The following is a 22,028-nucleotide window of genomic DNA, read 5'->3' as shown; positions in this document are numbered from 1 at the left end:
TCGACCGAAGCCGTTGCCGATGGTGGCAAGTCGACCAACCCCGTCATAGGTATAGGCCCAGCTCCAACCGTTTCGGCGGGCCTGGGTTTGGAGCTTGCCATCGGAAGTGAAGCTCAGGACGGAATCGTCGTCGAAGCGGCGATAGGTCCAGTTGCCTTGGCTATCCCTCGTGAGCGTGTCTGTGCTTTCAGTCGTGCTCCAAGTGCTGGTCCCGACGAGTTTCGAAAAGGTGCGCGTGGAGCCGTCGCCTCTCACAATCGTCGCCGCGACGGGCGCGGAGGCCGGCAGGGCCATCAATCTGATGTCGTGGTTGTGCGACCAGGCTTGACCCAGACCGGCATTCGAAACCCCAACATTGATCCATCCGCTGCGGTAGGTACGGGTGAACGCCAGGGCATTCGGCCCCTTGTCTACGAAATCGGTTTCGGAACGGAATTTCTCGGCCGAAGCAGGAAGGATCGGGTTCGGGGTCCGCGCTCCGGCGCTGCACTGGTTACGCGGTTCAGGAACCGGGATGGGCACGCAGACTTTCCCAGAGGGATCTTCCTGGAACTTCGTGTTGCAGAGACACCGACTCGAACCTATGCTGTACGGCGTGGTATTGGCAGGGCATTCGTTAAATCTGCTCCATGACCCGATCGACGAGATCAGGTAACCGTATCGCGGAAGAAACAAGTCTGCGATGCAGCCAAATCCAGAGCTGCCTGGGTCGGTGTCAACACGACCGTTAGTAAACGTACCATCGGGCCACTCAACATTGGCTGCTTCTCCGGCGGCAGCGCAAGCTTCCGAGGCAGACGAATATGGGCCTACGTATGGCCCATTTACAAAAGCGTACTTGTAGACAACCTCAGCAGGAATCTCTGCGTGCGCGGAAAACCAAACAGAACATAGCAACCCCAATAGCGCAAGACGCACTCGGGTCCACAGAAATCCTCTACAGCCTCTATCCTCCGCGAGAGTTATCACGTGTTTTTGGCTGGACACTTTCTGCCGAACAGCGGACCTCCGGATACGGCGTACCAGTTGATTCAAATCCCTCACAGCGCACTCCCTCGGTCGGTTCTGCTGACCTAGTTTTGACTGGCCAAGACCCTGAGGTCAGGGCATCACGACGCGGCACAAACCGCACAAGCCGTTACAAAATAGCCCAAGCGTTACAAGAAGACAACGACAGTTCAGAGTCGCTCGCTTCTGTTTAGATGGGATGAATATGAAAGTTCGTGCGCGCTGTTGTTGCGACACGACTGTCCAGCCGGCAGCGCTCGCCGAACCACGGCGGGCTAGCGATGCGGCGAATTACCGACGGTGTAGTCAGGTATTCCGAACAATGTTCGATTGCGGACGGTGCCGATCAGAAGACTTACTTCGGCGTCTCGTCCTTCAACAACAAGTCGACCTCGTTCAAGTAGCTCTCGACCTCGCGAAGCCACGTCTGCGAGGACTGCGCGTCGGGCGCGTCCATCACCACGTCGCGATGCACAAGTTAACGGGGCGAGGTGCAATGCGCTCACCCGGTGCTCCTTCGCTTCGGCGAGAGGTAGAGCGGCGGTTCTGGGAGCAGATTGCCACCGGAATTACGAGTGCGAAGGCGGCCGAGGCCGTTGGCGTGTCGCAACCGGTGGGCACGCGTTGGTTCTGTCATCGTGGCGGCATGCCATTGTTCATGTCGGACCCCATATCGGGAAGGTATCCGTTGTGTCTGGCGGCTCCGTACATCAGCGACGAGCGGTCGCGGGTGCATCCGGCAGTTGACCCTGCTGGGTGAGACGTTCCACCGGTGCGCCGAATTCGGGCTGTTCACCGCGCAGGCGCGCGTACTCGGCAGCGGCTTGCCGGTAGGCGGGGCGGGTTGTGTCTGCACCCGCTTCGCCGTTCGTGGCCGCGGCCAGACCCGAACGCATCCAGGCCAGGGTGTCGGCTTGAACCGTGGCACGGGTGTTGGAGGACACGCTCACGACAGCGCGCGGATTGCCCTCGGGGTAGCCCTGGTCCATCGAGCTCTGCAGCCAGCGCTGCGTGTCCAAGGCCACGGCTGCGCGGCTGGTGCTGGAGCTCAGCGGCGCCGGGCGGGGATCGCCTTCGGCATAGTTGCCGGCCAGCGCGGGGCTAGCCATCGCGCCGAGCAATGCGGCCAGCGTCAGGGAGGTCTTGAGGGAAGTCTTCATGTTCGATCCTTTGGCAATGAGAGGGTTGGCGATCCGGAAGTGAACAGCTCTGTGGCTTGCCTCTTTCCGATGCATCAACTCTAGGCCGCCGGTCGGCGAGTTACCGCACACGAAGATTACAGTTGCGTTATCCATCACCGCGTTAACGTCCGCGATGACGACACATCTTCAATGTGTCAAAGCAGATGAGAAATCGGTGGCCCAGCGCTTGTGCGCGGCGGCGCCGCGCGCCGGCCTGAGCCGATATCGAAGAGGAGGCCTGCCAGTACGCCCATGTCGTTGGACAGCAACTGGCGGTGCTGGTCGTTCAGCCGAAGGCAGCCGTCGCGCATGGAAAGGTAATGGTCCCACTTGCCGAGCTTGACGTTGCTGCCGGTGACCGCGTTGTAGCCCTTCACGATCGCCGTGTTGAACGGCATCACGATCGTGGGATGAACGAAGTACAGCAAGTTCGCCACAGCCGGCCCAAGGCCTTTGATCTGATGCGCGTCGATCCGGCGGATGGCCTCGATCACCTCCTAGGCGTTATCGCAACAGTCGCACGCATGCAGCAGTCGGGCGAAGGCGCGCTGGTTGGCGGCGTTCTCATAGATGTCGGGGATGCGCAGCTTGGGCTTCCAGAGAAACGCATGCTCGGCGCCCTTGAAGATCTGGCGCTGCTCTGCCACCGAACCCACGACCGTCTCGAGCGAAGAGCCGCGGAGCGCGCTGCCGAAGGTGCCAGCATCAATGTCCTTGACCACCTAGGCCAGGCCACGGCGGATGGAACGGAAGTTCTTCAGCCGCTCTTCCCACAGAAACCGCGAGTTGTAGGTGCTTAGTGGGTCGACCTTCCAGTGACCGATGAGAACTTCAAGACCAGGAGACATGAGCGCAGAAGGTTGAAGTGCGCAGGGCGCGACACCATTGATTGAAGCACGGCTCGATCTGGCCGGGTCAGTGTTTCGCGCAGGAATCTCTAGCAGTCGACTTACAGCCAAATCTAGCAATAGGCCGCATGAGGCAAAGATGGCTCGCGCTCGTCAGGGAGGAGAACGACGCGGTAAGCAAGGCGTATCAGCCTTCCGGCGTCATGGAAAAGCTGATCTCGGTGACGCCGGATCGGGATGTGGCGCGGGTCTGGCCTCCATGCATTCGCGCGATCGCGGCCACTATTGCCAGGCCGAGTCCGTGGTGCTCCGACGAATCGGTGCGAGACCGTTCCGCCCGAAAGAAGCGCTTGAAAAGATTAGGCAACACATCAGCGGAGACCGGCTCGCCCCGGTTGGCAACCTTGATCCAGGCGCCATCGGGTTGCATGTCGATAGCAACCGCGATCGTGGAGCCGGGCGTCGCATACCGGCTAGCGTTGCTCAGCAGGTTCGACAATGCCCGACGCACCAGTGCGGCGTCGACGCCAATAGTCGCATCGCCGCTGACATGCACCTTCAGTCCGACGTCTTCCAGCGTGGCCTCATGAAAGTCCAGCACCGTGCGCACCTGGTCGGCCAGGCTGACCGGGGCCGAGCGGCGTGCAACCGCCCCACGGTCCGCGTGGGACAAAAAGAGCATGTCGATCACGATCGCAGAGACGCGCCTTGCTTCTTCGAGTGCCGACAGCAGGGCATCGCGTAGTTCCTCGACTGATCTGGGCCGCGCCAGTTCCACCTCCACCATCCCGATCAGGTTGGCCAGCGGCGTGCGCAGTTCGTGCGCGACATCCGCGTTGAACGATTCCAGCTGCTGATAGGCCTGCTCGGCCCGGTCGAGCACTGCGTTGAACTGCGCGACCCAAGGGGTGATTTCGGAGGCATACGGGGAGGGATCGATACGCCGTCCGGGGTGTGCCGGTCCCGTGGCTGCGGTCTGCCGAATCAGCTTCTTCAAGGGTTTCAGGCCCCGGCGCACCAGCAGCGCACCGGTCAGGGCGATCATTGCGGACCCCAGCACGACCGCACCGACCAGCGTCCAGGCAAGCCGACTCAGGAGCCGGGAGTCTTCCTGGATGTCGATGCCGAGCTGCAGTTGCATGGTGGCCTCGCCCGGCTGTGCCGGATGCTCTTCTGTCGGCTTCCACAGCCAGCGCGCGGATGCCCGGGTGGGCGTGGTCGAGTAGATGGTCTCGTCGCCGCGGCGAAGCACCAGGCTGATCTCGGCATGCGTGAGGAAGAAATCGTCCAGCTTGTGACGCAACCCGTCCGTCCCTGTATCGCCCCGCGACTCCTGGATCAGGTGCCTGATCAGTTCGGACTGGCGCTCGAACTCGCTGGCCTGCTTGACTTGAAAGCTCCACGCCGTGACGCCGTAGATCGCCACGCAGACGAGGCTGAGGCCGATCAAGGCCTGCGCCGCAAACCAAAGAGACAGCGCGGCCTGGATGGAGCCTGTGCTCTCGGTGTTGGAGGCCGCATCGGTTGCCGCTGACTTGACAACCACGAGGTCGGCTACGGCGCTGGACTCTCCGATGGTTTCGATGGCGTTCACGATCCGCTGCCCTGCCGGCTCTCCAGCACATACCCCATGCCGCGCACCGTGTGCAGCAACTTCTCTTCGAAAGGATCGTCGATCTTGCTGCGCAGCCGCCGGATGGCCACTTCCACCAGGTTGGTGTCGCTGTCGAAATTCATGTCCCACACCTGCTCAGCCAACTGCGTGCGCGACAGCACGTTGCCCTGGCGGCGCATGAGCAGGGTCAACAGCGCGAACTCCTTGGCGGTCAACTCGAGCCGATGTCCGTTGCGCGAGGCCTTGCGCGCAACCACATCGAGGCGCAGGTCCTTGAGCACGTAGTTCGACACCTCGTGCAACTTGCCGCGACGCAGGAGGGCCTGGATTCGGGCGAGCAATTCGGAGAAGGCGAACGGCTTGGCAAGATAGTCGTCCGCACCGCTTTGGAGTCCGCGCACCCGATCGGTTACTTCGTCACGCGCTGTCAACATCAGCACCGGCATCGATCTGGATTTGCGCACTGCATCCAGCACCGCAAAGCCGTCGATGCCAGGAAGCATCACGTCGAGAACCAGAAGGTCGTAGTCCCCATCGAGCGCAAGGCTGCGTCCCTCGATACCGGTGCGCGCGAGGTCGACCACGAAGCCGCTCTCGGTGAGTCCCTTCACGAGGTAATCGCCAAGCTTTTGTTCGTCTTCGATGACCAGTATGCGCATCGCCAAATGGTACGGCGCGAGGTCTCGTGCATGGATTACTTCTTTGTAATCCAAGTGATGGGAGATTGGCGGACTGGCTTCCTAGAGTACTTGTACGCCGGTCGACAGGCTGGCACCGCCGGCTCGGTTGTCGATCCCGGCGAGTTCAGTGCAGCTCACGAAATTGAGCCAACCGTTGAAGGAGACCATCATGAAGAACCGTCAAATCCTTTCGTTCGCACTCGCCGCAGGCGGCGCGTTCGTCACACCGCTCGCGGTTCACGCGGAAGGCCCCTCTCACTTCGCGCCGAACGAAGCCGGCGTGGTCTACCACCCGGCCGAGGCCGGCGCCGCCAAGACCGATGCCCAGGTGGCGGCCGAACTCGCGACTGCGCGGAAAACACCCGACGGAGCGAGCATGCTGCGCTGGGGATCGATGGGTACCCCGAAGGTGGGAGCGAGCAAGACGCGCGCCGAAGTGGTGGCCGAACTGGAAGCCGCGCAGAAGCAGCCCAACTGGGACGCCGCGGCAAGGCTCGGTGCGCCCCTGCCAGCGCCCAAGGCCGACACGAGCAAGGCTCGTGCGCAGGCGCAACCCTGAGGGTTGTGCGCAGAACTGGATATACGCACGGGCCACCTGACACACCGCTCCAACCAGAATGCTGCGCATGTATCGGGTTCGCCTGTTCGTTCTCTGGATCGTGATGTTCGCCGTGCCCTTTCAGGGGTACGCGGCGGCAGCCATGGTCTTTTGCGGACCCGGACATGCCGGTGCGATGGCCGACATGTCTGTCGAGCTGTCCGGGGGGCATGACCATGCCCGGTCTCCGCATGCCGACGGGCGCAGCGACCATCACCACGAGGCGGCACAGGCCGCCAAGCCACCGGCGAAAGACGGCACCGACAAGACCGCAAGTGCGGAGCCTGACACGATGCACAAGTGCGGCACGTGCGGCGCGTGCCATGCCACGGCGCTGACCAGCACGTTGGACCTGGCCGTCTTCCACGATCTTCCGCACGCCGATCTGGTGGAGCCGGCCATCACGATGGTCACGCTCGCGCCGCGCGTACTCGACAAGCCTCCTCGCGCCTAACGCGTTCGTGCGCCTGTGACTCGCGTCACGGGCCGCCGCGGACGCTCATGCATCGCCTGCGTCATGCCCTTTCGGGCAGCTCGGACGCAATCCGTTCATGAACTTGCGAGGACCCCATGTTCCATTCATCGTCAGCCCGTTGGCTGGTTGTTTTCCCCGCTATGGTGGCACTGGCCGCCGTGGCCCAGCCTGCGCCCACGCCACCTCCCGCACCTACATCTGCTGGCTCGGCCGCGACCGCGGCACCGCTGCCAGTCCTGACCTTTAAATCCGCGCTCGAAGGCTATCAATCCTTTGCTGACGAAAAGCCCATCCCCTGGAAGGAGGCCAACGAGACGGTCTACCGCCGCGGTGGCTGGCAAGCCTACGCCAAGGAGGCGTCGGGCATCGGCACGGCTGAGGCCGAATCGCCCAAGGGCGCAGCCGCTGCACCTGCCACGCAGCCAGGCCATTCCATGCCTATGCCTGCGAAGAAGGAGAAGCCATGAAGCGCGCCTTGCGTTTGACGGCCATCGCCGTCGCAGCCGCATTTCTGGCCGGGTGCGCCTCGGTCGGTATCGACGACGCCCTGCAGGACACGAACACCAATGCCAAGCAGTTCACCGGCGGCAAGCTCGAACTCAGCCGGACCCAGGAGCAGCGTGATCGCCGCTCTGCGTTGACGCAGGAACTGCTGGCCGAGCCGCTGTCGCAGAACGATGCGGTGCAACTCGCCCTGGCCAACAGTCCCTCCGTCCAGGCCCTGATTGCCCAGAGCTGGGGCGATATTGCTGCCGCAAACCAGAGCAGCCGGCTGCCCAACCCGATCTTCACGTTCGAGCGCATGCGCCTGAACAGCGAACTCGAGCTCGGACGCCTGCTGTCCTTCGGGCTGGTGGACCTCATCCTGCTGCCGCAGCGCTTGTCGATCTCGAAGAGCCAGGCCAACCAGGCCAATGTCCAGCTGACAGGCGCCGTGGTCGACCAGGTCACCCAGGTCAGACAGACCTGGGTCCGTGCCGTCGCCGCACAGCAATCGTTGCAGTACGCGGAGCAGGTCAACAAGTCAGCCCAGGCCAGCGCCGAGCTCGCACGCCGGATGCAGCTCATCGGCAACTTCAGCAAGCTCCAGCGCGCGCGCCAGCAGGTGTTCCATGCAGACGCAACCACTCAGCTCGCCTCCGCGCAGCACGCCATGACGGCCGCGCGCGAGGAACTGATCCGTGTCCTGGGACTGGACGATGCCCAGGCCGCCAAGCTGACCTTGCCCGAGCGTTTGCCCGACCTGCCGAAGGCACCTCGCGAGGCGAAGGAAGTCGCAGCCACTGCGACGGAGCAGCGTCTCGATGTCCAGCTCGCCCGCGCCCAGCTGGATGTGGCAGGCAAGTCGCAGGGCATCAACCTGCTGTCGACCTTCATCGACGTCGAAGTGGGTGGTCGTCGCGACACAGTGTTCGACAACGCGGAGGGCACCAAGAGCACCCGGCGTGGCTTCGAGCTCGACATCCGGTTGCCGCTGTTCGACTGGGGTTCTGCGCAACGCGATGCATTGAACGCTCAGTCCCTGGCCGCGGCCAACCGATATGACGCCACCGTGCGCGGCGCTTCTTCGCAGTTGCGCGAAGGCTACTCGGCCTACCGCACGGCCTACGACATCGCGCGGCACTACCGCGACGAGATCGTGCCGCTGCGCCAGGCCATGGCCGACGAAAACGTGCTTCGCTACAACGGCATGCTGATCGGCGTCTTCGAACTGCTGGCCGAAGCGCGCGACCAGATCTCCAGCGTGACCAACGCCATCAACGCCCAGCAGCAGTTCTGGCTGGCCGACGCCGCCCTCGCGGCTTCCGTGATGGGCAAGCCCACGTCCATGGGCGCCGCGACGGCCAGCTCGGGTGGCGAAGGCGCCTCCACTGGCGCCGCCCACTAGTGCCCCCGGGCTCATCAACGATTTGAACGACATGACCAACAGACGCAATTTCCTGAGCGGTGCCGGTGCCATCACGGGCGCCATTGCAACCGCGAGCGTGAGCAAGGTGGCCATGGCCGCCTTGCCCGAGCCTGTGCTCCAGACGACGCCCAACACCATGCCTCCGCTGATGCCCTCGAGCGGACGCCCCTACAACCCCGTGGTCACGCTCAACGGCTGGACCCTGCCCTGGCGCATGAACAATGGCGTGAAGGAGTTCCACCTGGTGGCCGAGCCCGTGGTGCGCGAGATGGCGCCGGGCTTCAAGGCCAATCTGTGGGGCTACAACGGCCAGTCGCCCGGCCCCACCATCGAAGTGGTGGAAGGCGACCGGGTGCGGATCTTCGTGACCAACAAGCTGCCGGAGCACACCAGCGTGCACTGGCACGGCCAGCGCCTGCCCAACGGCATGGATGGGGTCGCAGGCCTGAACCAGCCGCCGATCCGTCCGGGCAAGACCTTCGTCTACGAATTCGTGGCGCGCCGTCCCGGCACCTTCATGTACCACCCGCACGCGGACGAGATGACGCAGATGGCGATGGGAATGATGGGCTTCTGGGTGACGCATCCGAAGGCCGAGCATCCGCTGATCGAGAAGGTCGACCGCGACTTCGTGTTCCTGCTCAACGCCTACGACGTCGAGCCCGGCAGCGCCACGCCCAAGATCATGACGATGCTGGACTTCAACCTGTGGTCCTGGAACAGCCGGATCTTCCCCGGTATCGACTCGCTCAACGTCAGGCTCAACGACAAGGTGCGCATCCGCATCGGCAACCTGACGATGACAAACCACCCGATCCACCTGCATGGGCACGAGTTCCTGGTCACGGGCACCGATGGGGGACCGACACCCAAGAGTTCCAGGCAGTACGAGGTGACCACGGACGTGGCGGTCGGCCAGATGCGCCAGATCGAATTCCTGGCCGACGAAGAAGGCGACTGGGCCTTCCATTGCCACAAGAGCCATCACACGATGAACGCCATGGGCCACGACGTGCCGACCATGATCGGCCTGGACCACAAGGACGTCGCCAAGCAGATCTCGAACCTGGTGCCGGACTACATGGTCATGGGCGAGCGCGGCATGGCCGACATGGCCGAGATGGAAATGCCGATCCCGGACAACACCGCGCGAATGATGACGGGCGAAGGCCCGTTCGGCTCGGTCGAGATGGGCGGCATGTTCAGTGTGGTCAAGGTGCGCAAAAACCAGAAGGCCGGTGACTACTCCAATCCCGGCTGGTTCAAGCACCCCAAAGGCACGGTCGCCCACGAACTGGACGGCCCGCCGCCGGAAACCCCGCGCCAGCGCGGCGCCGGCGCAGCCGCGATGCCCGCTCGGAACATGCCCGCCAAGAACATCGAAGTTCAGATCCGCAAGCCCGCCAGCGGTCATTCCGGCCACTGACATTTTTTCCACTCCCCTCAAACCTTCCAACCTCTCAAAGGAAAACCATGAAACACACCTTCCGCAACACCGCTCTCGCTGCACTGCTCGCACTGGCCGCCGCCGGCGCTTCGGCGTCGGGCACCCATGCCGGTGGCCACGGCCACGATGCCGACGAGGCGATCGGCAAGCCCGGCGTGGCCACCAAGGCGACGCGCACCATCAACGTCGACATGACCGACAGCATGCGCTTCACGCCGGCCAACATCAGCGTCAAGCAAGGTGAGACCGTGCGCTTTGTCATCAAGAACTCCGGCCAGCTCAAGCACGAACTCGTGATCGGGGCCGAGAAGGAGCTCAAGGAGCACTACGAAGTCATGAAGAAGAACCCGGAGATGGAGCACGCCGATCCGAACATGGTGACGCTGGCCGCGGGCAAGACCGGCGAGATCGTCTGGCAGTTCACCCAGGCCGGAAAGGTCGACTTCGCTTGCCTGCAGCCGGGCCACTACGACGCCGGCATGAAGGGCGCCGTGAACGTGACCAAGACCGGGAAGTAAGCGCCAAACGCCCGCCGCGGGCCTCTATCGGGACGCGGCGGGCTTCAATTTCATTCATATCCAAGGAGATTCTCATGTCGAACATTCGCATCGCACTCTTGGCATTCGTTGCCACACTCTCGTTCGCTGGCACGGCCAGCGCGCAATCTTCCAAGTCCGACATGCCGGGCATGTCCGAGAAGGCGCCGGCCGCCGGCGCAGCGGATGCTGCCGCGGCGTCGGATCTCACCGAAGGCGAGATCCGCAAGGTGGACAAGGACAACAAGAAGCTCACGATCAAGCACGGCCCGCTCAAGAACCTGGACATGCCTGGCATGACGATGGTGTTCGGGGTCAAGGACGACGCCATGCTCGACAAGGTCGAGACCGGCGTCAAGGTCCGCTTCCAGGCGGAAAAGATCGACGGAAAGATCATGGTCACGAAGATCGAATCAGCTCGCTGAGCGCATCTTCACCAGGCGCTGTGCAGGAATGACATCTGGCTCGCCGCAGGCTCCCTGCACTGTTTCGAGGACGCGCGCCCGAACGATCTGCTCCACCGGTGCGAAAGACTGCCACGGCATATCCTGTTGAACAAGTCGCGCCTCTGCGATGGTGAGGACTACGTGACGACCCAGAATATTGGGGCCGGCTGCTTCTCACCGATGCACGTCTACAACCGTGGCAGCTTCATCGGAGAGATTGAATTGCAGGAAGACGGCCGGCTCCTACGAACTTGCCGGACAGCGCTTCGCGATCCCGATCGATCGCTCCACGGGCAGCGCCACGCGCACGTCGTGATGCTGAATCCGGCGACATCCGCCGAGTTGGGCGACATCGTTTCGGCCAACGTCGACAGGTGCGGCACAACCATTCGCGTGTTGTCGCATGCACAAGTGCCACCCGGCTGACTCGGCCTGCGCACGATCTCCAGCCATCTTTGCAGCCAGCCTCCCGCCAAACCTGAGCACCCCATGAAATTGTTCGCGCCTCTTTTGCTAGCCGCTCTCGGCGGATTGTCCTCCGGCTTTTCTTTCGCGGCCGATCCTGCCCTGCCAGCGCCGATCGACAGAGTCCCCGCCAAATCGGCAAAACCCGACATTGCGAACGGCGAAGTCGTCTTCAATGGCAAGTCATGCGCCGCGTGCCACAGCGGGGATGGAAACTCGGCTATCCCCGCCAATCCCAAGCTGGCCCAGCAGCATCCTGAGTACCTGCTCAAGCAACTGCAGGAGTTCAAATCCGGCAAGAGAAAAAGCGCAGTCATGAGCGGCATGGCGGCGATGCTTTCCGAGCAGGAAATGCGCGACGTCGCCTGGTTCCTGGGCTCCAAGCCCATCAAGCCGGGGTTTGCGAAGGACAAGGATCTGGTGGCGTTGGGCGAGAAGATCTATCGCGGCGGCGTCGGGGACCGCAGTGTGCCGGCCTGCGCGGGCTGTCACAGCCCCAACGGGGCGGGCATCCCGATCCAGTACCCCCGACTGGGCGGACAACACGCCGAATACATCGCCGCGCAGCTGACCGCGTTTCGCGATGGAGGGCGACTCAACAGCGTGCCCATGAGCGGCGTTGCAGCGAAGCTCAACGATCGCGAGATCAAGGCTGTGTCCGATTACATCGCGGGGCTTCATTGAATGACGCCATGCGTCCAGAGCTGCCCTCGCCTCAGGAGGTAGGCATGTATGTGACGGGACGATGGGTTTCAACCAATGTTGTCGGCACGATGTTCGTCGCCTGGCTCGTTGGAGTTGTCATCTTCGTGGCCGTCATCGTGTGGCAGCGCCGGAAGTCCTGGTGGAGCGAGCGTCTGACAGACATCGCGTCCGCCGCCGGCCAGTCTTAGAGGCCCGGCGGCGTCCTTGTCTGTATGCATTCAGCCCCCCTTGCGTCTGCCTCGCAGAGACAAGTCACGAGGACGCTGACCAACTGTTCCTGCGATTCGCTTCGCCCGGCCTCTTGAAAAGCCTGAATGCAAGAAACCACGCCGTTGAAGGATTTGATGCCAGTCGCTTGACCTTCACACGATGTCAAGCCTGAAACTGGAACCACTTTCAATCAAGGAGTCTCTCATGCAAGAGTTCGTCATCCAGTCAATGTCCTGCGGTGGCTGCGCGAGCCGGATCGCCCAGGCCGTCAAGAATCTGGACGCCGCAGCGAAGATCGAAGTCGACCTGCCGACCAAGACGGTACGCGTCGACAGCGCCGAAGACCGCGCATCTGTGATCGCGGCCCTGACGGAAGCCGGCTACCCGCCGAAGTGATCCGCCACGCACGGGACATCGGCCTCAATCGGCTGTAGTGGCGCTATGCGGCGCGGGGTTTGAGGAGATTCGCGAGGGCCTTCTGGTCTTCGGCCAACTGGATGCGCATGAGCTGAAGCACTCGCAGGGCGAGGCCGGACAGCGGCTGCCCAGGGGGAAGCACCAACACCCCCGCGAAGGAGACTTCCAGGGACAGCGGACGGATGGCCAGACCGCGTTGGGCGTATTCCATTGCGGTGACCGGATTGACGAACCCGATGCCCATCCCGCTCAAGGCCATCTCGCACACGCTCGCCGCGTAGGGGGTCTCGACCAGCACGCTCAACCCGACGTTGCACTCCGCCAAGGCGCGTTCCAGACGTCGCCGGGATGCGTCCTCGGGGTTGAGTGCAAGGAATGGCTCTTCCGCGAGCTGATGCGGCTGGATGGCCCTGGCCTTGGTCAGGCGGTGTTTCGCATGCATCACCACTACACCCGGGAAGCGCGCGAACTCGGAGTGCTCCAGGCCTGTCGTCGGCATCTCGTCGGCCATCAGCCCGAAGTCGACCTGCCGCCCCTGCACGGCCTCGTGCACCTCCCGCGAGCTGAGCACCTGCAGCGAAATCTGCGGCCGGGCGTCGCTGTCGCGGCGCTCGGCCACCAGCCGCGACAGGACTCGCGGGACGAAGGTCAGGCCGAAGGCCGGATAGACCGCCATGCGCAGCGTGTTGACGCCAAAGCGCTTGAGGCTGCGCATGCGGTGCTCGATGCTGCTGAGACCCACGAAGACGCGCTCGACCTCGACCAGCAAGGCATGCGCTTCGGGCGTGGGCTGCAGCCGGCCCCGCAGCCTGCGAAACAGCGGGAATCCCGCCGCTTCCTCGAGCCTGCGCAACGACTGGCTGATGGCGGGTTGCGTGACGCCCAGGAGCGCGGCCGCCTTGCTCGCGGAGCCGACGGACATCACGGAACGGAACACCTCGATCTCTCGGAGCAACATATAACAACCGCTTATGGAGAAAGAATTTCGAGCGCGAATCAGATTATCCCTGTCGTCCTAGAGTTGGCGTCTTCAGCCACCTTCCGGAGAAGCGACATGAAACTTCAAACAGTTCTTGCAGTGACCGTCCTCGCATGTGCCGCACCTGCGTGGGCGCACGATTTTTCCGGCGACATCGCCAGGTTCCAGACCATCGCCGCCACCAAAAAGCCCGATAGTCAGCAGGCGCTGGCCGCGAAGCTCGCGCTGGAGCGTGCGCAGGGCGAGATGGAGCAGTCGGACGTGAAGATGGTGTTGCGCATCCGCTCGATGACCAACGCCGGCCTGCGCGCCATCGGCGAACAACCGGCCTTCCTCACCAGCGAGTACAAGCGCCTGGAGGCGGCACTGGCCAATCCGAAGACCAACGACCCGGCCAAGATCGCCGCGGCCAAGGAAACCTTCGCCCGTCTGTCGGTGGAGATGAAGGTCTACACCGATCTCGAGAACATGGCCGTCGACCAGATGAAGCAGGCGCTGCAGCTCATCGAATCCGCACCTGCCAACTGATCGCACGTCCGACGAACAGCCCCGTCTTCCATCGTGAACTCTTCCATCCCCAATCTTGGCACCTCTACTCGTGGTGCATTCGCCAGCCTGGTCCCGCCGGTGTGGCGTGCCTCCACGGTCGTCTTCGATTCACTCGACGATTTCGTGAATCGCCGCACCCGTCTGCCGGATGGCTTCAGCTACGGCACCACGGGCACGCCGACGCAGCGCGCCCTGGAGACACGCATCGCCGAACTGGACGGTGCCGCACATTGCGTCGTCTTTCCCTCCGGGCAGGCGGCGATCTGCAGCGCGCTCCTGGCGTTGCTCAAGAAGGGTGATCACCTGCTGATGACCGACGCCGCCTACGGCCTGGCCAAGTCCTTCGCCGTCGAGCGGCTGCAAGCGCTCGGCATCGAGGTCGAGTTCTATCCGCCGCGGATCGGTGCGGACATCGAACGCCTGGTGCGTCCCAACACGCGCCTCATCTGGCTGGAGTCCCCCGGCACGGTGACGATGGAAGTGGAAGACGTGCCGGCGATCACCGCCGTGGCGCGTGCCCGTGGCGTACTGACCGCCATTGACAACACCTGGGCCAGTCCGCTGGGATTCGCGGCCTTGGCACGTGGCGTCGACCTGTGCATTCACGCCTGCACCAAGTACATGGGCGGCCATTCGGACGTGTTGATGGGCAGCATCGCGACCAACGACGAAGGTCTGTACAAGTCCTTACGCGGACTCCAGTCGCAGATGGGACTGGCCGTGAGCCCTGAGGACTGCTTCCTGGTTGCCCGAGGTCTGGACACGATGCAGGTGCGCATGGAGCGCCAGGCGACCAGCGCACAGTTGATCGCCGAGCGGCTCGCAGCGCATCGCCTGGTGCGCCGGATGCTCTTTCCCGCGCTGCCCGGCGCGCCGGACCATGCGCTCTGGGCGCGTGACTTCAAGCAGTCCGGCTGCGTGTTGTCGCTGCAGCTGCTGGACGGCCCCTACGACGCTTACCGGGCGCTATTCGGGAGTCTGAAGCTGTTCTCCATCGGCGCCAGTTGGGGAGGTGTGCGCAGCATCGCTGCTTTCTATCCGGCGGAAGAGCTAGCCAAGCGCAATTTCTGCGACGTCCGAGGCCCTGTCATCCGTCTGTCGATCGGCCTGGACGATCCCCAAGCGCTGCTTGACGAGTTGCAAGGCGCCTTGCGCGCCTGCGAAACGAGTTTCAACCTCTGATTCACGCCATCTGGAGCCCGCGATGACCCTCAAGCCGACCTTTCACACTGCGTTGATTCGCTCCTTTCTCGCCGTAACAGGCCTCGCGCTGTGCGCCGGTGTCGCCGCGCAAACCGCGCCGCCGCTGGAGGGCACGCTCAAGAAGATCAAGGACACCGGGACGATCACGGTGGCCACGCGAGGCGCTTCCATCCCGTTCAACTACCTGGATGACAACAACAAGCAGGCGGGCTTTGCCTGGGAGATCGCGCAGCGCGTGGTCGACCAGGCGAAGAAGGACCTCAAGCTTGCGAAATTGGACCTCAAGGCCCTGGAAGTCACGCCGCAGACGCGCATTCCGCTGGTGGCCAACCAGACCGTCGATCTGGAGTGCAGCTCGACGACGAACAACGCGGAGCGGCAGAACCAGGTGTCGTTCTCGACGACGTTCTTCGTCGTTGGCGCACGGCTGCTGGTGCGCAAGAATTCCGGCATCAAGCACTGGTCCGACCTTGTCGGCAAGAACGTCGTGGTCAGTGCGGGCACCACCGCGGAGCGCATGCTGCGGCAGCTCAACGAGAAGAACAAGTGGGGCATCAACATCATCCTGGCCAAGGACATCAACGAGAACTTCCTGACCGTGGAGACGGGGCGCGCAGTGGCAGCGACGCAGGACGACATCATTCTCTTCAGCAACATCGCTCGCGCCAGGAACCCGGCGGATTGGGAAGTGGTCGGTGTGCCGCAGCAAAAGGAAGCCTATGGCTGCATGCTGCGCAAGGGAGACGTCGCCTTCAAGAAGCTCGTCGACGGCGTGATCACCGGAATGATGCGCTCCGGCGAATTCGCCTCGCTGTACGAGAAGTACTTCCTGAAGCCCATCGCGGTGAAGGGCAGCGTGACGGTCAACTTCCCGATGTCGCCCGACATGCAGGAACTCTTGCGTCACCCGAACGACCAGCCGCTGTAAGGCGCCGAACGCCACAAGTTCGACCACCGCTTCACGAACCGTCTCCAAGCACTTTCAAGATGCACTACACCTGGGATTGGCTGATCTTCTTCAAACCCTCGGTCACGGGTGAAGGCATGTACGGCCTGATGCTGCTGCGCGGGTTGCTGTGGACGGTCGTGTTGTCGTTGCTGGCCTGGACGCTGGCGCTGGGCATCGGCCTTTTCGCCGGCGTGGCCCGGACCTTGCCGAGCCGCACGGCGCGATACCTGTCCACGGCCTACATCCACTGCTTTCGCAACACACCGCTGCTGGTGCAGCTTTTTCTCTGGTACTTCGTGGTGCCGGAGCTGCTGCCCGTCGAATGGGGCAATGCACTCAAGCAGATGAACCCGACCACGAACCAGTTCCTCACCGTGCTGGTAGGCCTGACGCTGTACACCGCCGCGAAGGCCGCCGAGCAGGTGCGCGCGGGCATCGAGTCGGTGCCGCGCAGCCAGAAACAGGCTGCCATGGCGCTCGGACTGGGCACCACGGCGGCCTATCGCCACGTGATCCTGCCGCAGGCCTTGCGCACCGTCATTCCTCCGCTGACCTCGGACTTCCTGAACGTGTTCAAGAACTCGGCCGTCGCGCTCACCATCGGCCTCATGGAGCTGACTGGGCAGACGCGCCAGTTCAGCGAGTTCAGCGCGCATCCCTTCGAGGCCTTCATCGCGTCGACGTTGATCTACGTGGCCATCACTTATGGCGTGATCGTGCTGATGCGCCACGTCGAGCGCCGCACGCGGGTGCCTGGCCTGCTGGGAGCCGCGTGATGGGCTACGACTTCGACTGGGCCTCTCTGCAGCGCGCCTGGCCCTACCTGATGCAGGGCCTGCAGATGACCGCCTTCCTGGTGGTGGTCTCGATGGCGGCCGGCATCGCGCTGGGGACCTTGCTGGCCATCACCCGGATCTTCGCGCCGCGTCTGATCGCGGCGCTGGTGGCCGGGTATGTGAACCTGTTCCGCTCGATCCCACTGATCCTCACGATCCTGTGGATTTACTTCCTGATGCCCGTCCTGCTGCGGGCCGTGACCGGAGATGCGAACCTCGGCGTCGGGCCGATCTATGCTGCGCTCGTGGCGTTCGTGCTCGCGGAGTCGGCCTACTACTGCGAGATCATTCGCGCCGGGATCGGCAGCGTGCGCGCGGGCCAGATGCAGGCGGCGCAGTCGCTCGGCATGTCGCCGTGGCAGGCCCTGCGCCACGTGATCCTGCCGCAGGCGTTTCGCAACATGACGCCCTCGCTCATCAACCAGACCATCGCCCTGCTCAAGGACACCTCGCTGGTCTACGTGATCAGCCTGAACGACTTCCTCGGGGCGGCCAGCAAGGTGGGACAACGCGACGGGCGCGTGGTCGAGATCTACATTCTGGTCGCTGTCGTCTATCTGGTGCTGTGCACGGCAGGCGCCTGGTGGGTCACCTGGCTGCAGCGGCGCAAGGCCGCGGCTGCGATCTGAATGAACTCCATGATCGAAATCAACGACATCTCCAAGTGGTACGGCCAGTTCGCGGTGCTCACGGAATGCAGCACCCACGTTCGCGAAGGTGAGGTGGTCGGGTCGGCATGGTGTTCCAGCGCTTCGAACTCTTTCCGCATCTGAGCGTGACGGAGAACCTCGTGCTGGCGCAAGTCCAGTACTCAAGCGCTCGCGTGCGGAAGCGGTCGAGCGGGGACTGCGCATAAAAACCACCGCCCCTTCACAGACAAGCCCATCACCTCCCAAAGGAAACACATGAAATCGATCAAGACACTGGTGCTCGCCAGCACCCTGGCGTTCTCGGGCCTGGCCCTCGCACATGGCGACGAGGATCACAGTGCGTCGAGCGGACCGGTACGCAAGGAGCAAAAAGAATGGGGCATCGCGGGCGATGCGAGTGCGGCCAGGCGAACGCTGGAATTCAAGATGAATGACAGCATGCGCTTCACACCCAATCGCATCGAGGTCAAGCAGGGCGAGACCGTCAAGCTCGCCATCCACAATGAAGGAAAAGCCATGCACGAGTTCGTGATCGGCACGAAGAAGGAGCTCGACGACCATGCCGCACTCATGATGAAGTTCCCGGGCATGGCGCATTCCGAGCCCTACATGGCGCATGTCGCTCCAGGCAAGACCGGCGAGATTGTCTGGACCTTCAATCGTGCGGGAGAATTTGATTTCGCCTGCCTCATCGCGGGGCACTATCAAGCAGGCATGGTCGGCAAGGTCAAAGTGGCGGCCGCCGCAGGATCTTGAGGGCGACGCCGGGGGACACGCCGTGGTGAGAAACGCTACTCCACCTTCACCGTCCGCAGTCGGAGCGCGTTGCCGATCACGCTGACCGACGACAGCGCCATCGCCGCAGCGGCAACGACCGGCGACAGGAGCACGCCGAAGAAGGGGTAGAGCACCCCTGCCGCAAGCGGGATGCCGGCCACGTTGTAGGCGAACGAGAGGAACAGGTTCTGGCGGATGTTGCGCATGACGGCGTGCGACAGCGCCCTCGCGCGAACGATGCCCATCAGGTCGCCCTTGAGCAGCGTGATGCCAGCGCTTTCCATCGCCACGTCGGTGCCGGTGCCCATCGCGATGCCGACCGTGGCGGCGGCAAGCGCTGGCGAGTCGTTGACGCCGTCGCCGCCCATGGCCACGACCCGGCCCTCTTTCATCAGGCGCTGCACGACCGCGACCTTGTCCTCGGGGAACACCTCGGCAACGACTTCGTCGATGCCCAACTGTTTGCCCACAGCTTCTGCCGTTGTCTTGCCATCGCCCGTGAGCATGACGATGCGAATACCTGCAGCCTTCAGCAGCTGAAGCGCCTGGGGCGTCGTGGCCTTGATGGGGTCGGCGATTGCGACGAAGCCGGCGAGCTTGCCATTGACGCCGACGAAGATGACGGTGGCCGCCTTGGCGCGCTGCTCTTCCGCAGCCTGGTTCAATGGCGCCGATTCGATGCCGCTCTCGGTCAGGAACTTCGCGCTGCCCGAGACCACCTGCTGTCCGTCGACCGTGCCGACCACACCCTTGCCGACGGGCGAGTCGAAGTCCGTGACGGCGGACAGGTTCAACTTTCCCTCCTGCGCCGCGTTCACGATGGCCAGGGCCAACGGGTGTTCACTGGCCCGCTCGACGCTCGCGAGCTTCTGCAGCACGTCGTCCTTGCTGAAGCCCTCGGTCGGTTCGACGTGGACCACTTTCGGCCGACCCTCGGTCAGCGTCCCGGTCTTGTCGAGCACCAGCGTGTCGACTTTTTCCATGCGCTCGAGTGCTTCCGCATCGCGGACAAGCACGCCGTGCTGCGCGCCCTTGCCGACCCCGACCATGATGGACATCGGCGTGGCCAGGCCCAGCGCACACGGACAGGCAATGATGAGAACGGCGACCGCCGTGATGAGGGCGTAGCTGAACGCCGGCGGGGGGCCCCACGCCAGCCAGACGCCGAACGTGATGACCGCGATCAGGATGACGATCGGCACGAACCAGCCCGCGACCTGGTCGGCCATGCGCTGGATGGGCGCACGGCTGCGCTGGGCCGCCGCCACCATGTGAACGATTTGCGAGAGCAGCGTATCCGCGCCGACCTTCTCGGCGCGCATCACGAAGCCCCCGGTCTGGTTGAGCGTTCCGGCAGTCACCTTGGAGCCGACCGCTTTTGCTACGGGAATGGGTTCGCCCGTGACCATCGACTCATCGACGTTGCCCTTGCCGTCGGTGAGTTCGCCGTCGACCGGGACCTTCTCGCCAGGTCGCACGCGCAGGAGGTCACCGACCTGGATGGCATCGACCTGAACGGTTTCGTCCGAACCATCGGCCTTCACCTTGATCGCGGTCTTCGGCGCAAGCCCGAGCAGGGCCTTGATGGCCCCGGACGTCTTCTCGCGCGCTCGAAGCTCGAGCACCTGGCCCAGCAGCACCAACACCGTGATCACTGCCGCAGCCTCGAAGTAGACCTGAACGGCACCGCCTTGCAGCCGAAGTTCAGCCGGAAACAGCCCGGGCGCGACGGTCCCGACGATGCTGTAGATCCAGGCCGCTCCGGTGCCCAACGCGATGAGCGAGAACATGTTCAGGCTTCGGTTCCTCACCGATGCCACAGCACGCACGAAGAAGGGCCAACCTGCCCACAGCACGACCGGTGTTCCCAGCAGCAGTTGCACCCAGTTCGAGGGCTGCTGAGCGATGAGGTGGTGGATATCGAAGAGGTGTCCGCCCATCTCCAGGGCAAAGACCGGCACCGCGAGCGCCATGCCGACCCAAAACCGCTTCGTCATGTCCCGCAGCTCGGGGCTCTCGCCCTGCTCTGCCGTCGCCAGCACCGGCTCGAGCGTCATCCCGCAAATCGGGCAGTTGCCCGGACCCATCTGACGCACCTGAGGGTGCATCGGGCAGGTGTACTCGACCTGACCCTGGTCGCCCTCGGCCGCCGGCTTGGCGGCAGCGTGCGCATGGGCGTGGTGGCCGTGGCCATGGTGGGCATCGTCCATCACGGTGCCGTCTGGCATGACGTGCTGGCCTTCGTGAGGTCGTCCGTCCGACACCGGTTTTGTCGGGGGCGGGCGGATGGGGTCATGGGTCGTTACGTTGCTGGGTCGCATCGCGCTCTCCTGTTGTTGTGGCTAGTTTCAACCTTCCCATGGTTGGAAGGTCAAGAGGCGCTACCGAAACGCCAATACCGAGGCAATCCAGAGGCCGCCACCGGCCAGAAATGCCCAGCACAACCAGAACAGCAACCGCTCCCACCAGGCCGGTGGACTTTCGCGGCCTTCGAGCCGGTACTTCAGTGTCATCCCTGCTCCATGGACCAGCAGACCCACGCCGAGCAATGGGACAGCGCAGGGCCGAATGGCCTCTGGGGCAATGAGCGCCAAACCGGCGCCCAAAACCATGGCGCCGAGACCGGAAGCGAGCTCAGCGCCCCGTGTGGCTGTTGACCGGCCGGGCACGGTCGTCTTTCGAGAAATGCGGAATGAACCGTGGCGTGGCAGCCGCGTAATCGCGCCACGCGTCGCCGAATGCGGCTTCCGAGTCGCGCTCCTCGGAGATGGCCAACCGCACATACATCGCCACGAGCACCGGGAACATCGCCATCGTCAGGAGTGTCGGCCATTGCAGCAGGAAGCCGAACATGATGAGCACGAAGCCGATGTACTGCGAATGGCGCACCAGTCGGTACGGTCCCGCGGTCGCAAGCGCATGACGCTTTTGGGCATGATAGAGCACGTACCAGGCCTTCGAGAGCAGCATGAAACCAGCGAAGAGCACGACGATGCTCAGGATGTGGAGTACACCGAGGTGCGGATTGCCATGCCGACCGGTCAGCAGCCACCATAGGTGACTGGCGTCGTGACCGAACAGGTTGACACCCGGAAACTTCGAGCCCAGCCAGCCCGACAGCAGGTAGATGGTCAGCGGGAAGCCGTACATCTCCGCGAACAGCGCGACGATGAACCCGGAGTAGGCGCCGAAGCTGCGCCAGTCGCGCAGGGTCGTCGGCTTGAAGAAGCTGTAGGCGAACCCGACGAAGATGGCCGAGTTGAGAACCCCCAGGCCCCACAGGCCGTAGTCATTGTCTGGGGTGTTCATCGTCAGCCTTTCTTGAGTGGCTGCCGTGGTGGTGGCCATGGTGCATGAAGAGGTGCATCAGCGGGCACGCCAGCAGAAGTGCGAACGGCAAGACGCCCAATACATGGGCGCGGTGTTCGGTGAACAGAAGAAAACCGCCGACTGCCGCGACGACGAGCAGCACAACGCCCCCGCGTGAGCGCCAGAACGGGGGTGGTTCGTAGTTCATATCGTCCATGGCCTTGCTCCTCGCGGTC

The 22,028-nt window shown here is 63.5% G+C and carries 24 protein-coding genes and 4 pseudogenes; 18 read left to right on the top strand and 10 right to left on the bottom strand.

Features of this window, described 5'->3' with window-relative positions; genetic code table 11:
• Positions 1–237 precede the first annotated feature (237 nt).
• Positions 238–522, bottom strand: a pseudogene (locus ACCD11_RS06620) (DUF6531 domain-containing protein); the annotation flags it as partial.
• Positions 523–1,477: 955 nt separating this feature from the next.
• Here ACCD11_RS06620 and ACCD11_RS06615 point away from each other — a divergent pair.
• Positions 1,478–1,693, top strand: a pseudogene (locus tag ACCD11_RS06615) (IS30 family transposase); the annotation flags it as partial.
• A 25-nt stretch (positions 1,694–1,718) separates the two neighbouring features.
• Here ACCD11_RS06615 and ACCD11_RS06610 read toward each other — a convergent pair.
• The 4 genes and pseudogenes from ACCD11_RS06610 to ACCD11_RS06595 all read right to left on the bottom strand — a co-directional run bounded on the left by ACCD11_RS06610 (position 1,719) and on the right by ACCD11_RS06595 (position 5,311).
• Positions 1,719–2,168 carry a hypothetical protein gene (locus ACCD11_RS06610; protein ID WP_007828419.1) on the bottom strand — a complete coding sequence of 150 codons (450 nt, stop codon included), beginning with the start codon at positions 2,166–2,168 and terminating at the stop codon, positions 1,719–1,721.
• 212 nt (positions 2,169–2,380) lie between these two features.
• Positions 2,381–3,037, bottom strand: a pseudogene (locus ACCD11_RS06605) (type II restriction endonuclease); the annotation flags it as partial.
• 187 nt (positions 3,038–3,224) lie between these two features.
• Positions 3,225–4,631, bottom strand: a complete 1,407-nt coding sequence (locus ACCD11_RS06600) for a heavy metal sensor histidine kinase (protein ID WP_413313103.1) — start codon at positions 4,629–4,631, stop codon at positions 3,225–3,227.
• Positions 4,628–5,311, bottom strand: a complete 684-nt coding sequence (locus tag ACCD11_RS06595; protein ID WP_413313101.1) for a heavy metal response regulator transcription factor — start codon at positions 5,309–5,311, stop codon at positions 4,628–4,630. The genes ACCD11_RS06600 and ACCD11_RS06595 overlap by 4 nt, the downstream gene beginning before the upstream one ends.
• 190 nt (positions 5,312–5,501) lie before the next feature.
• Here ACCD11_RS06595 and ACCD11_RS06590 point away from each other — a divergent pair, with 190 nt between their 5' ends.
• From ACCD11_RS06590 to ACCD11_RS06545, 10 genes are all read left to right on the top strand, one after another.
• Positions 5,502–5,891: a hypothetical protein gene (locus ACCD11_RS06590; RefSeq protein ID WP_413313100.1), complete on the top strand. Its 390-nt coding sequence runs from the start codon at positions 5,502–5,504 to the stop codon at positions 5,889–5,891.
• Positions 5,892–5,949: 58 nt separating this feature from the next.
• Positions 5,950–6,384 (top strand): hypothetical protein, encoded by a 435-nt coding sequence (locus ACCD11_RS06585; RefSeq protein ID WP_007828408.1) that lies wholly within the window; start codon positions 5,950–5,952, stop codon positions 6,382–6,384.
• 116 nt (positions 6,385–6,500) lie between these two features.
• Positions 6,501–6,872 (top strand): hypothetical protein, encoded by a 372-nt coding sequence (locus tag ACCD11_RS06580; protein ID WP_413313098.1) that lies wholly within the window; start codon positions 6,501–6,503, stop codon positions 6,870–6,872.
• Positions 6,869–8,293 (top strand): TolC family protein, encoded by a 1,425-nt coding sequence (locus ACCD11_RS06575; RefSeq protein WP_413313096.1) that lies wholly within the window; start codon positions 6,869–6,871, stop codon positions 8,291–8,293. The genes ACCD11_RS06580 and ACCD11_RS06575 overlap by 4 nt, the downstream gene beginning before the upstream one ends.
• Before the next feature lie 31 nt (positions 8,294–8,324).
• Positions 8,325–9,740 carry a multicopper oxidase family protein gene (locus ACCD11_RS06570; protein WP_413313094.1) on the top strand — a complete coding sequence of 472 codons (1,416 nt, stop codon included), beginning with the start codon at positions 8,325–8,327 and terminating at the stop codon, positions 9,738–9,740.
• A gap of 47 nt (positions 9,741–9,787) precedes the next feature.
• Positions 9,788–10,279 carry a plastocyanin/azurin family copper-binding protein gene (locus tag ACCD11_RS06565; RefSeq protein ID WP_413313092.1) on the top strand — a complete coding sequence of 164 codons (492 nt, stop codon included), beginning with the start codon at positions 9,788–9,790 and terminating at the stop codon, positions 10,277–10,279.
• Positions 10,280–10,353: 74 nt separating this feature from the next.
• Positions 10,354–10,722 carry a copper-binding protein gene (locus ACCD11_RS06560; protein WP_007828400.1) on the top strand — a complete coding sequence of 123 codons (369 nt, stop codon included), beginning with the start codon at positions 10,354–10,356 and terminating at the stop codon, positions 10,720–10,722.
• A 126-nt stretch (positions 10,723–10,848) separates the two neighbouring features.
• Positions 10,849–11,169: a hypothetical protein gene (locus tag ACCD11_RS06555; RefSeq protein ID WP_413313090.1), complete on the top strand. Its 321-nt coding sequence runs from the start codon at positions 10,849–10,851 to the stop codon at positions 11,167–11,169.
• Positions 11,170–11,232: 63 nt separating this feature from the next.
• The gene (locus tag ACCD11_RS06550) at positions 11,233–11,892 is read left to right on the top strand and encodes a c-type cytochrome (protein WP_413313088.1); all 660 of its coding nucleotides are present in this window, start codon (positions 11,233–11,235) and stop codon (positions 11,890–11,892) included.
• 435 nt (positions 11,893–12,327) lie between these two features.
• The gene (locus tag ACCD11_RS06545) at positions 12,328–12,519 is read left to right on the top strand and encodes a heavy-metal-associated domain-containing protein (RefSeq protein WP_007828393.1); all 192 of its coding nucleotides are present in this window, start codon (positions 12,328–12,330) and stop codon (positions 12,517–12,519) included.
• A gap of 43 nt (positions 12,520–12,562) precedes the next feature.
• On the opposite strand, the gene ACCD11_RS06540 is transcribed toward ACCD11_RS06545, so the two are convergent.
• Positions 12,563–13,498: a LysR substrate-binding domain-containing protein gene (locus ACCD11_RS06540; protein ID WP_007828391.1), complete on the bottom strand. Its 936-nt coding sequence runs from the start codon at positions 13,496–13,498 to the stop codon at positions 12,563–12,565.
• Between the two features lie 96 nt (positions 13,499–13,594).
• On the opposite strand from ACCD11_RS06540, the gene ACCD11_RS06535 reads away from it, so the two are divergent.
• From ACCD11_RS06535 to ACCD11_RS06505, 7 genes and pseudogenes are all read left to right on the top strand, one after another.
• Positions 13,595–14,047 (top strand): hypothetical protein, encoded by a 453-nt coding sequence (locus tag ACCD11_RS06535; protein ID WP_413313085.1) that lies wholly within the window; start codon positions 13,595–13,597, stop codon positions 14,045–14,047.
• 33 nt (positions 14,048–14,080) lie between these two features.
• On the top strand, positions 14,081–15,250 hold the full coding sequence (locus ACCD11_RS06530) for a trans-sulfuration enzyme family protein (RefSeq protein WP_413313083.1): 1,170 nt from the start codon (positions 14,081–14,083) through the stop codon (positions 15,248–15,250).
• 22 nt (positions 15,251–15,272) lie between these two features.
• Positions 15,273–16,199: a transporter substrate-binding domain-containing protein gene (locus ACCD11_RS06525; protein ID WP_413313081.1), complete on the top strand. Its 927-nt coding sequence runs from the start codon at positions 15,273–15,275 to the stop codon at positions 16,197–16,199.
• Between the two features lie 59 nt (positions 16,200–16,258).
• Entirely contained in the window at positions 16,259–16,996 is a 738-nt protein-coding gene (locus ACCD11_RS06520) for an amino acid ABC transporter permease (protein ID WP_413313079.1), read from the top strand.
• Positions 16,996–17,685, top strand: coding sequence for an amino acid ABC transporter permease (locus tag ACCD11_RS06515; RefSeq protein ID WP_413313078.1), 690 nt, complete (start codon positions 16,996–16,998; stop codon positions 17,683–17,685). Before ACCD11_RS06520 ends, ACCD11_RS06515 begins: the two co-directional genes overlap by 1 nt.
• A gap of 9 nt (positions 17,686–17,694) precedes the next feature.
• Positions 17,695–17,911 (top strand): annotated as a pseudogene (locus ACCD11_RS06510) (amino acid ABC transporter ATP-binding protein); the annotation flags it as partial.
• A 50-nt stretch (positions 17,912–17,961) separates the two neighbouring features.
• The gene (locus tag ACCD11_RS06505) at positions 17,962–18,462 is read left to right on the top strand and encodes a cupredoxin domain-containing protein (RefSeq protein ID WP_413313076.1); all 501 of its coding nucleotides are present in this window, start codon (positions 17,962–17,964) and stop codon (positions 18,460–18,462) included.
• 35 nt (positions 18,463–18,497) lie between these two features.
• On the opposite strand, the gene ACCD11_RS06500 is transcribed toward ACCD11_RS06505, so the two are convergent.
• From ACCD11_RS06500 to ACCD11_RS06485, 4 genes are all read right to left on the bottom strand, one after another.
• Positions 18,498–20,711 carry a copper-transporting P-type ATPase gene (locus ACCD11_RS06500; RefSeq protein WP_413313074.1) on the bottom strand — a complete coding sequence of 738 codons (2,214 nt, stop codon included), beginning with the start codon at positions 20,709–20,711 and terminating at the stop codon, positions 18,498–18,500.
• A 153-nt stretch (positions 20,712–20,864) separates the two neighbouring features.
• Entirely contained in the window at positions 20,865–20,996 is a 132-nt protein-coding gene (locus tag ACCD11_RS06495; protein WP_413313072.1) for a hypothetical protein, read from the bottom strand.
• Between the two features lie 121 nt (positions 20,997–21,117).
• Positions 21,118–21,792 (bottom strand): methyltransferase family protein, encoded by a 675-nt coding sequence (locus ACCD11_RS06490; protein ID WP_413313070.1) that lies wholly within the window; start codon positions 21,790–21,792, stop codon positions 21,118–21,120.
• Positions 21,773–22,009: a DUF2933 domain-containing protein gene (locus ACCD11_RS06485; protein WP_413313069.1), complete on the bottom strand. Its 237-nt coding sequence runs from the start codon at positions 22,007–22,009 to the stop codon at positions 21,773–21,775. Before ACCD11_RS06485 ends, ACCD11_RS06490 begins: the two co-directional genes overlap by 20 nt.
• Between the last annotated feature and the right edge of the window lie 19 nt (positions 22,010–22,028).

Source organism: Variovorax sp. Varisp36, from assembly GCF_047304235.1.
Taxonomy (GTDB): Bacteria; Pseudomonadota; Gammaproteobacteria; order Burkholderiales; family Burkholderiaceae_C; genus Variovorax.
This window is presented reverse-complemented; position numbering and strand designations above follow the sequence as displayed.

What these genes read in the sequence shown, in the direction of transcription:
- ACCD11_RS06610 (WP_007828419.1), bottom strand. Translation starts at nt 2,168, where the DNA reads ATGAAGACTTCCCTCAAGACCTCCCTGACGCTGGCCGCATTGCTCGGC.
- ACCD11_RS06595 (WP_413313101.1), bottom strand. Translation starts at nt 5,311, where the DNA reads ATGCGCATACTGGTCATCGAAGACGAACAAAAGCTTGGCGATTACCTC.
- ACCD11_RS06590 (WP_413313100.1), top strand. Translation starts at nt 5,502, where the DNA reads ATGAAGAACCGTCAAATCCTTTCGTTCGCACTCGCCGCAGGCGGCGCG.
- ACCD11_RS06585 (WP_007828408.1), top strand. Translation starts at nt 5,950, where the DNA reads ATGCTGCGCATGTATCGGGTTCGCCTGTTCGTTCTCTGGATCGTGATG.
- ACCD11_RS06580 (WP_413313098.1), top strand. Translation starts at nt 6,501, where the DNA reads ATGTTCCATTCATCGTCAGCCCGTTGGCTGGTTGTTTTCCCCGCTATG.
- ACCD11_RS06575 (WP_413313096.1), top strand. Translation starts at nt 6,869, where the DNA reads ATGAAGCGCGCCTTGCGTTTGACGGCCATCGCCGTCGCAGCCGCATTT.
- ACCD11_RS06570 (WP_413313094.1), top strand. Translation starts at nt 8,325, where the DNA reads ATGACCAACAGACGCAATTTCCTGAGCGGTGCCGGTGCCATCACGGGC.
- ACCD11_RS06565 (WP_413313092.1), top strand. Translation starts at nt 9,788, where the DNA reads ATGAAACACACCTTCCGCAACACCGCTCTCGCTGCACTGCTCGCACTG.
- ACCD11_RS06560 (WP_007828400.1), top strand. Translation starts at nt 10,354, where the DNA reads ATGTCGAACATTCGCATCGCACTCTTGGCATTCGTTGCCACACTCTCG.
- ACCD11_RS06550 (WP_413313088.1), top strand. Translation starts at nt 11,233, where the DNA reads ATGAAATTGTTCGCGCCTCTTTTGCTAGCCGCTCTCGGCGGATTGTCC.
- ACCD11_RS06545 (WP_007828393.1), top strand. Translation starts at nt 12,328, where the DNA reads ATGCAAGAGTTCGTCATCCAGTCAATGTCCTGCGGTGGCTGCGCGAGC.
- ACCD11_RS06540 (WP_007828391.1), bottom strand. Translation starts at nt 13,498, where the DNA reads ATGTTGCTCCGAGAGATCGAGGTGTTCCGTTCCGTGATGTCCGTCGGC.
- ACCD11_RS06535 (WP_413313085.1), top strand. Translation starts at nt 13,595, where the DNA reads ATGAAACTTCAAACAGTTCTTGCAGTGACCGTCCTCGCATGTGCCGCA.
- ACCD11_RS06525 (WP_413313081.1), top strand. Translation starts at nt 15,273, where the DNA reads ATGACCCTCAAGCCGACCTTTCACACTGCGTTGATTCGCTCCTTTCTC.
- ACCD11_RS06520 (WP_413313079.1), top strand. Translation starts at nt 16,259, where the DNA reads ATGCACTACACCTGGGATTGGCTGATCTTCTTCAAACCCTCGGTCACG.
- ACCD11_RS06515 (WP_413313078.1), top strand. Translation starts at nt 16,996, where the DNA reads ATGGGCTACGACTTCGACTGGGCCTCTCTGCAGCGCGCCTGGCCCTAC.
- ACCD11_RS06505 (WP_413313076.1), top strand. Translation starts at nt 17,962, where the DNA reads ATGAAATCGATCAAGACACTGGTGCTCGCCAGCACCCTGGCGTTCTCG.
- ACCD11_RS06500 (WP_413313074.1), bottom strand. Translation starts at nt 20,711, where the DNA reads ATGCCAGACGGCACCGTGATGGACGATGCCCACCATGGCCACGGCCAC.
- ACCD11_RS06495 (WP_413313072.1), bottom strand. Translation starts at nt 20,996, where the DNA reads ATGACACTGAAGTACCGGCTCGAAGGCCGCGAAAGTCCACCGGCCTGG.
- ACCD11_RS06490 (WP_413313070.1), bottom strand. Translation starts at nt 21,792, where the DNA reads ATGAACACCCCAGACAATGACTACGGCCTGTGGGGCCTGGGGGTTCTC.
- ACCD11_RS06485 (WP_413313069.1), bottom strand. Translation starts at nt 22,009, where the DNA reads ATGGACGATATGAACTACGAACCACCCCCGTTCTGGCGCTCACGCGGG.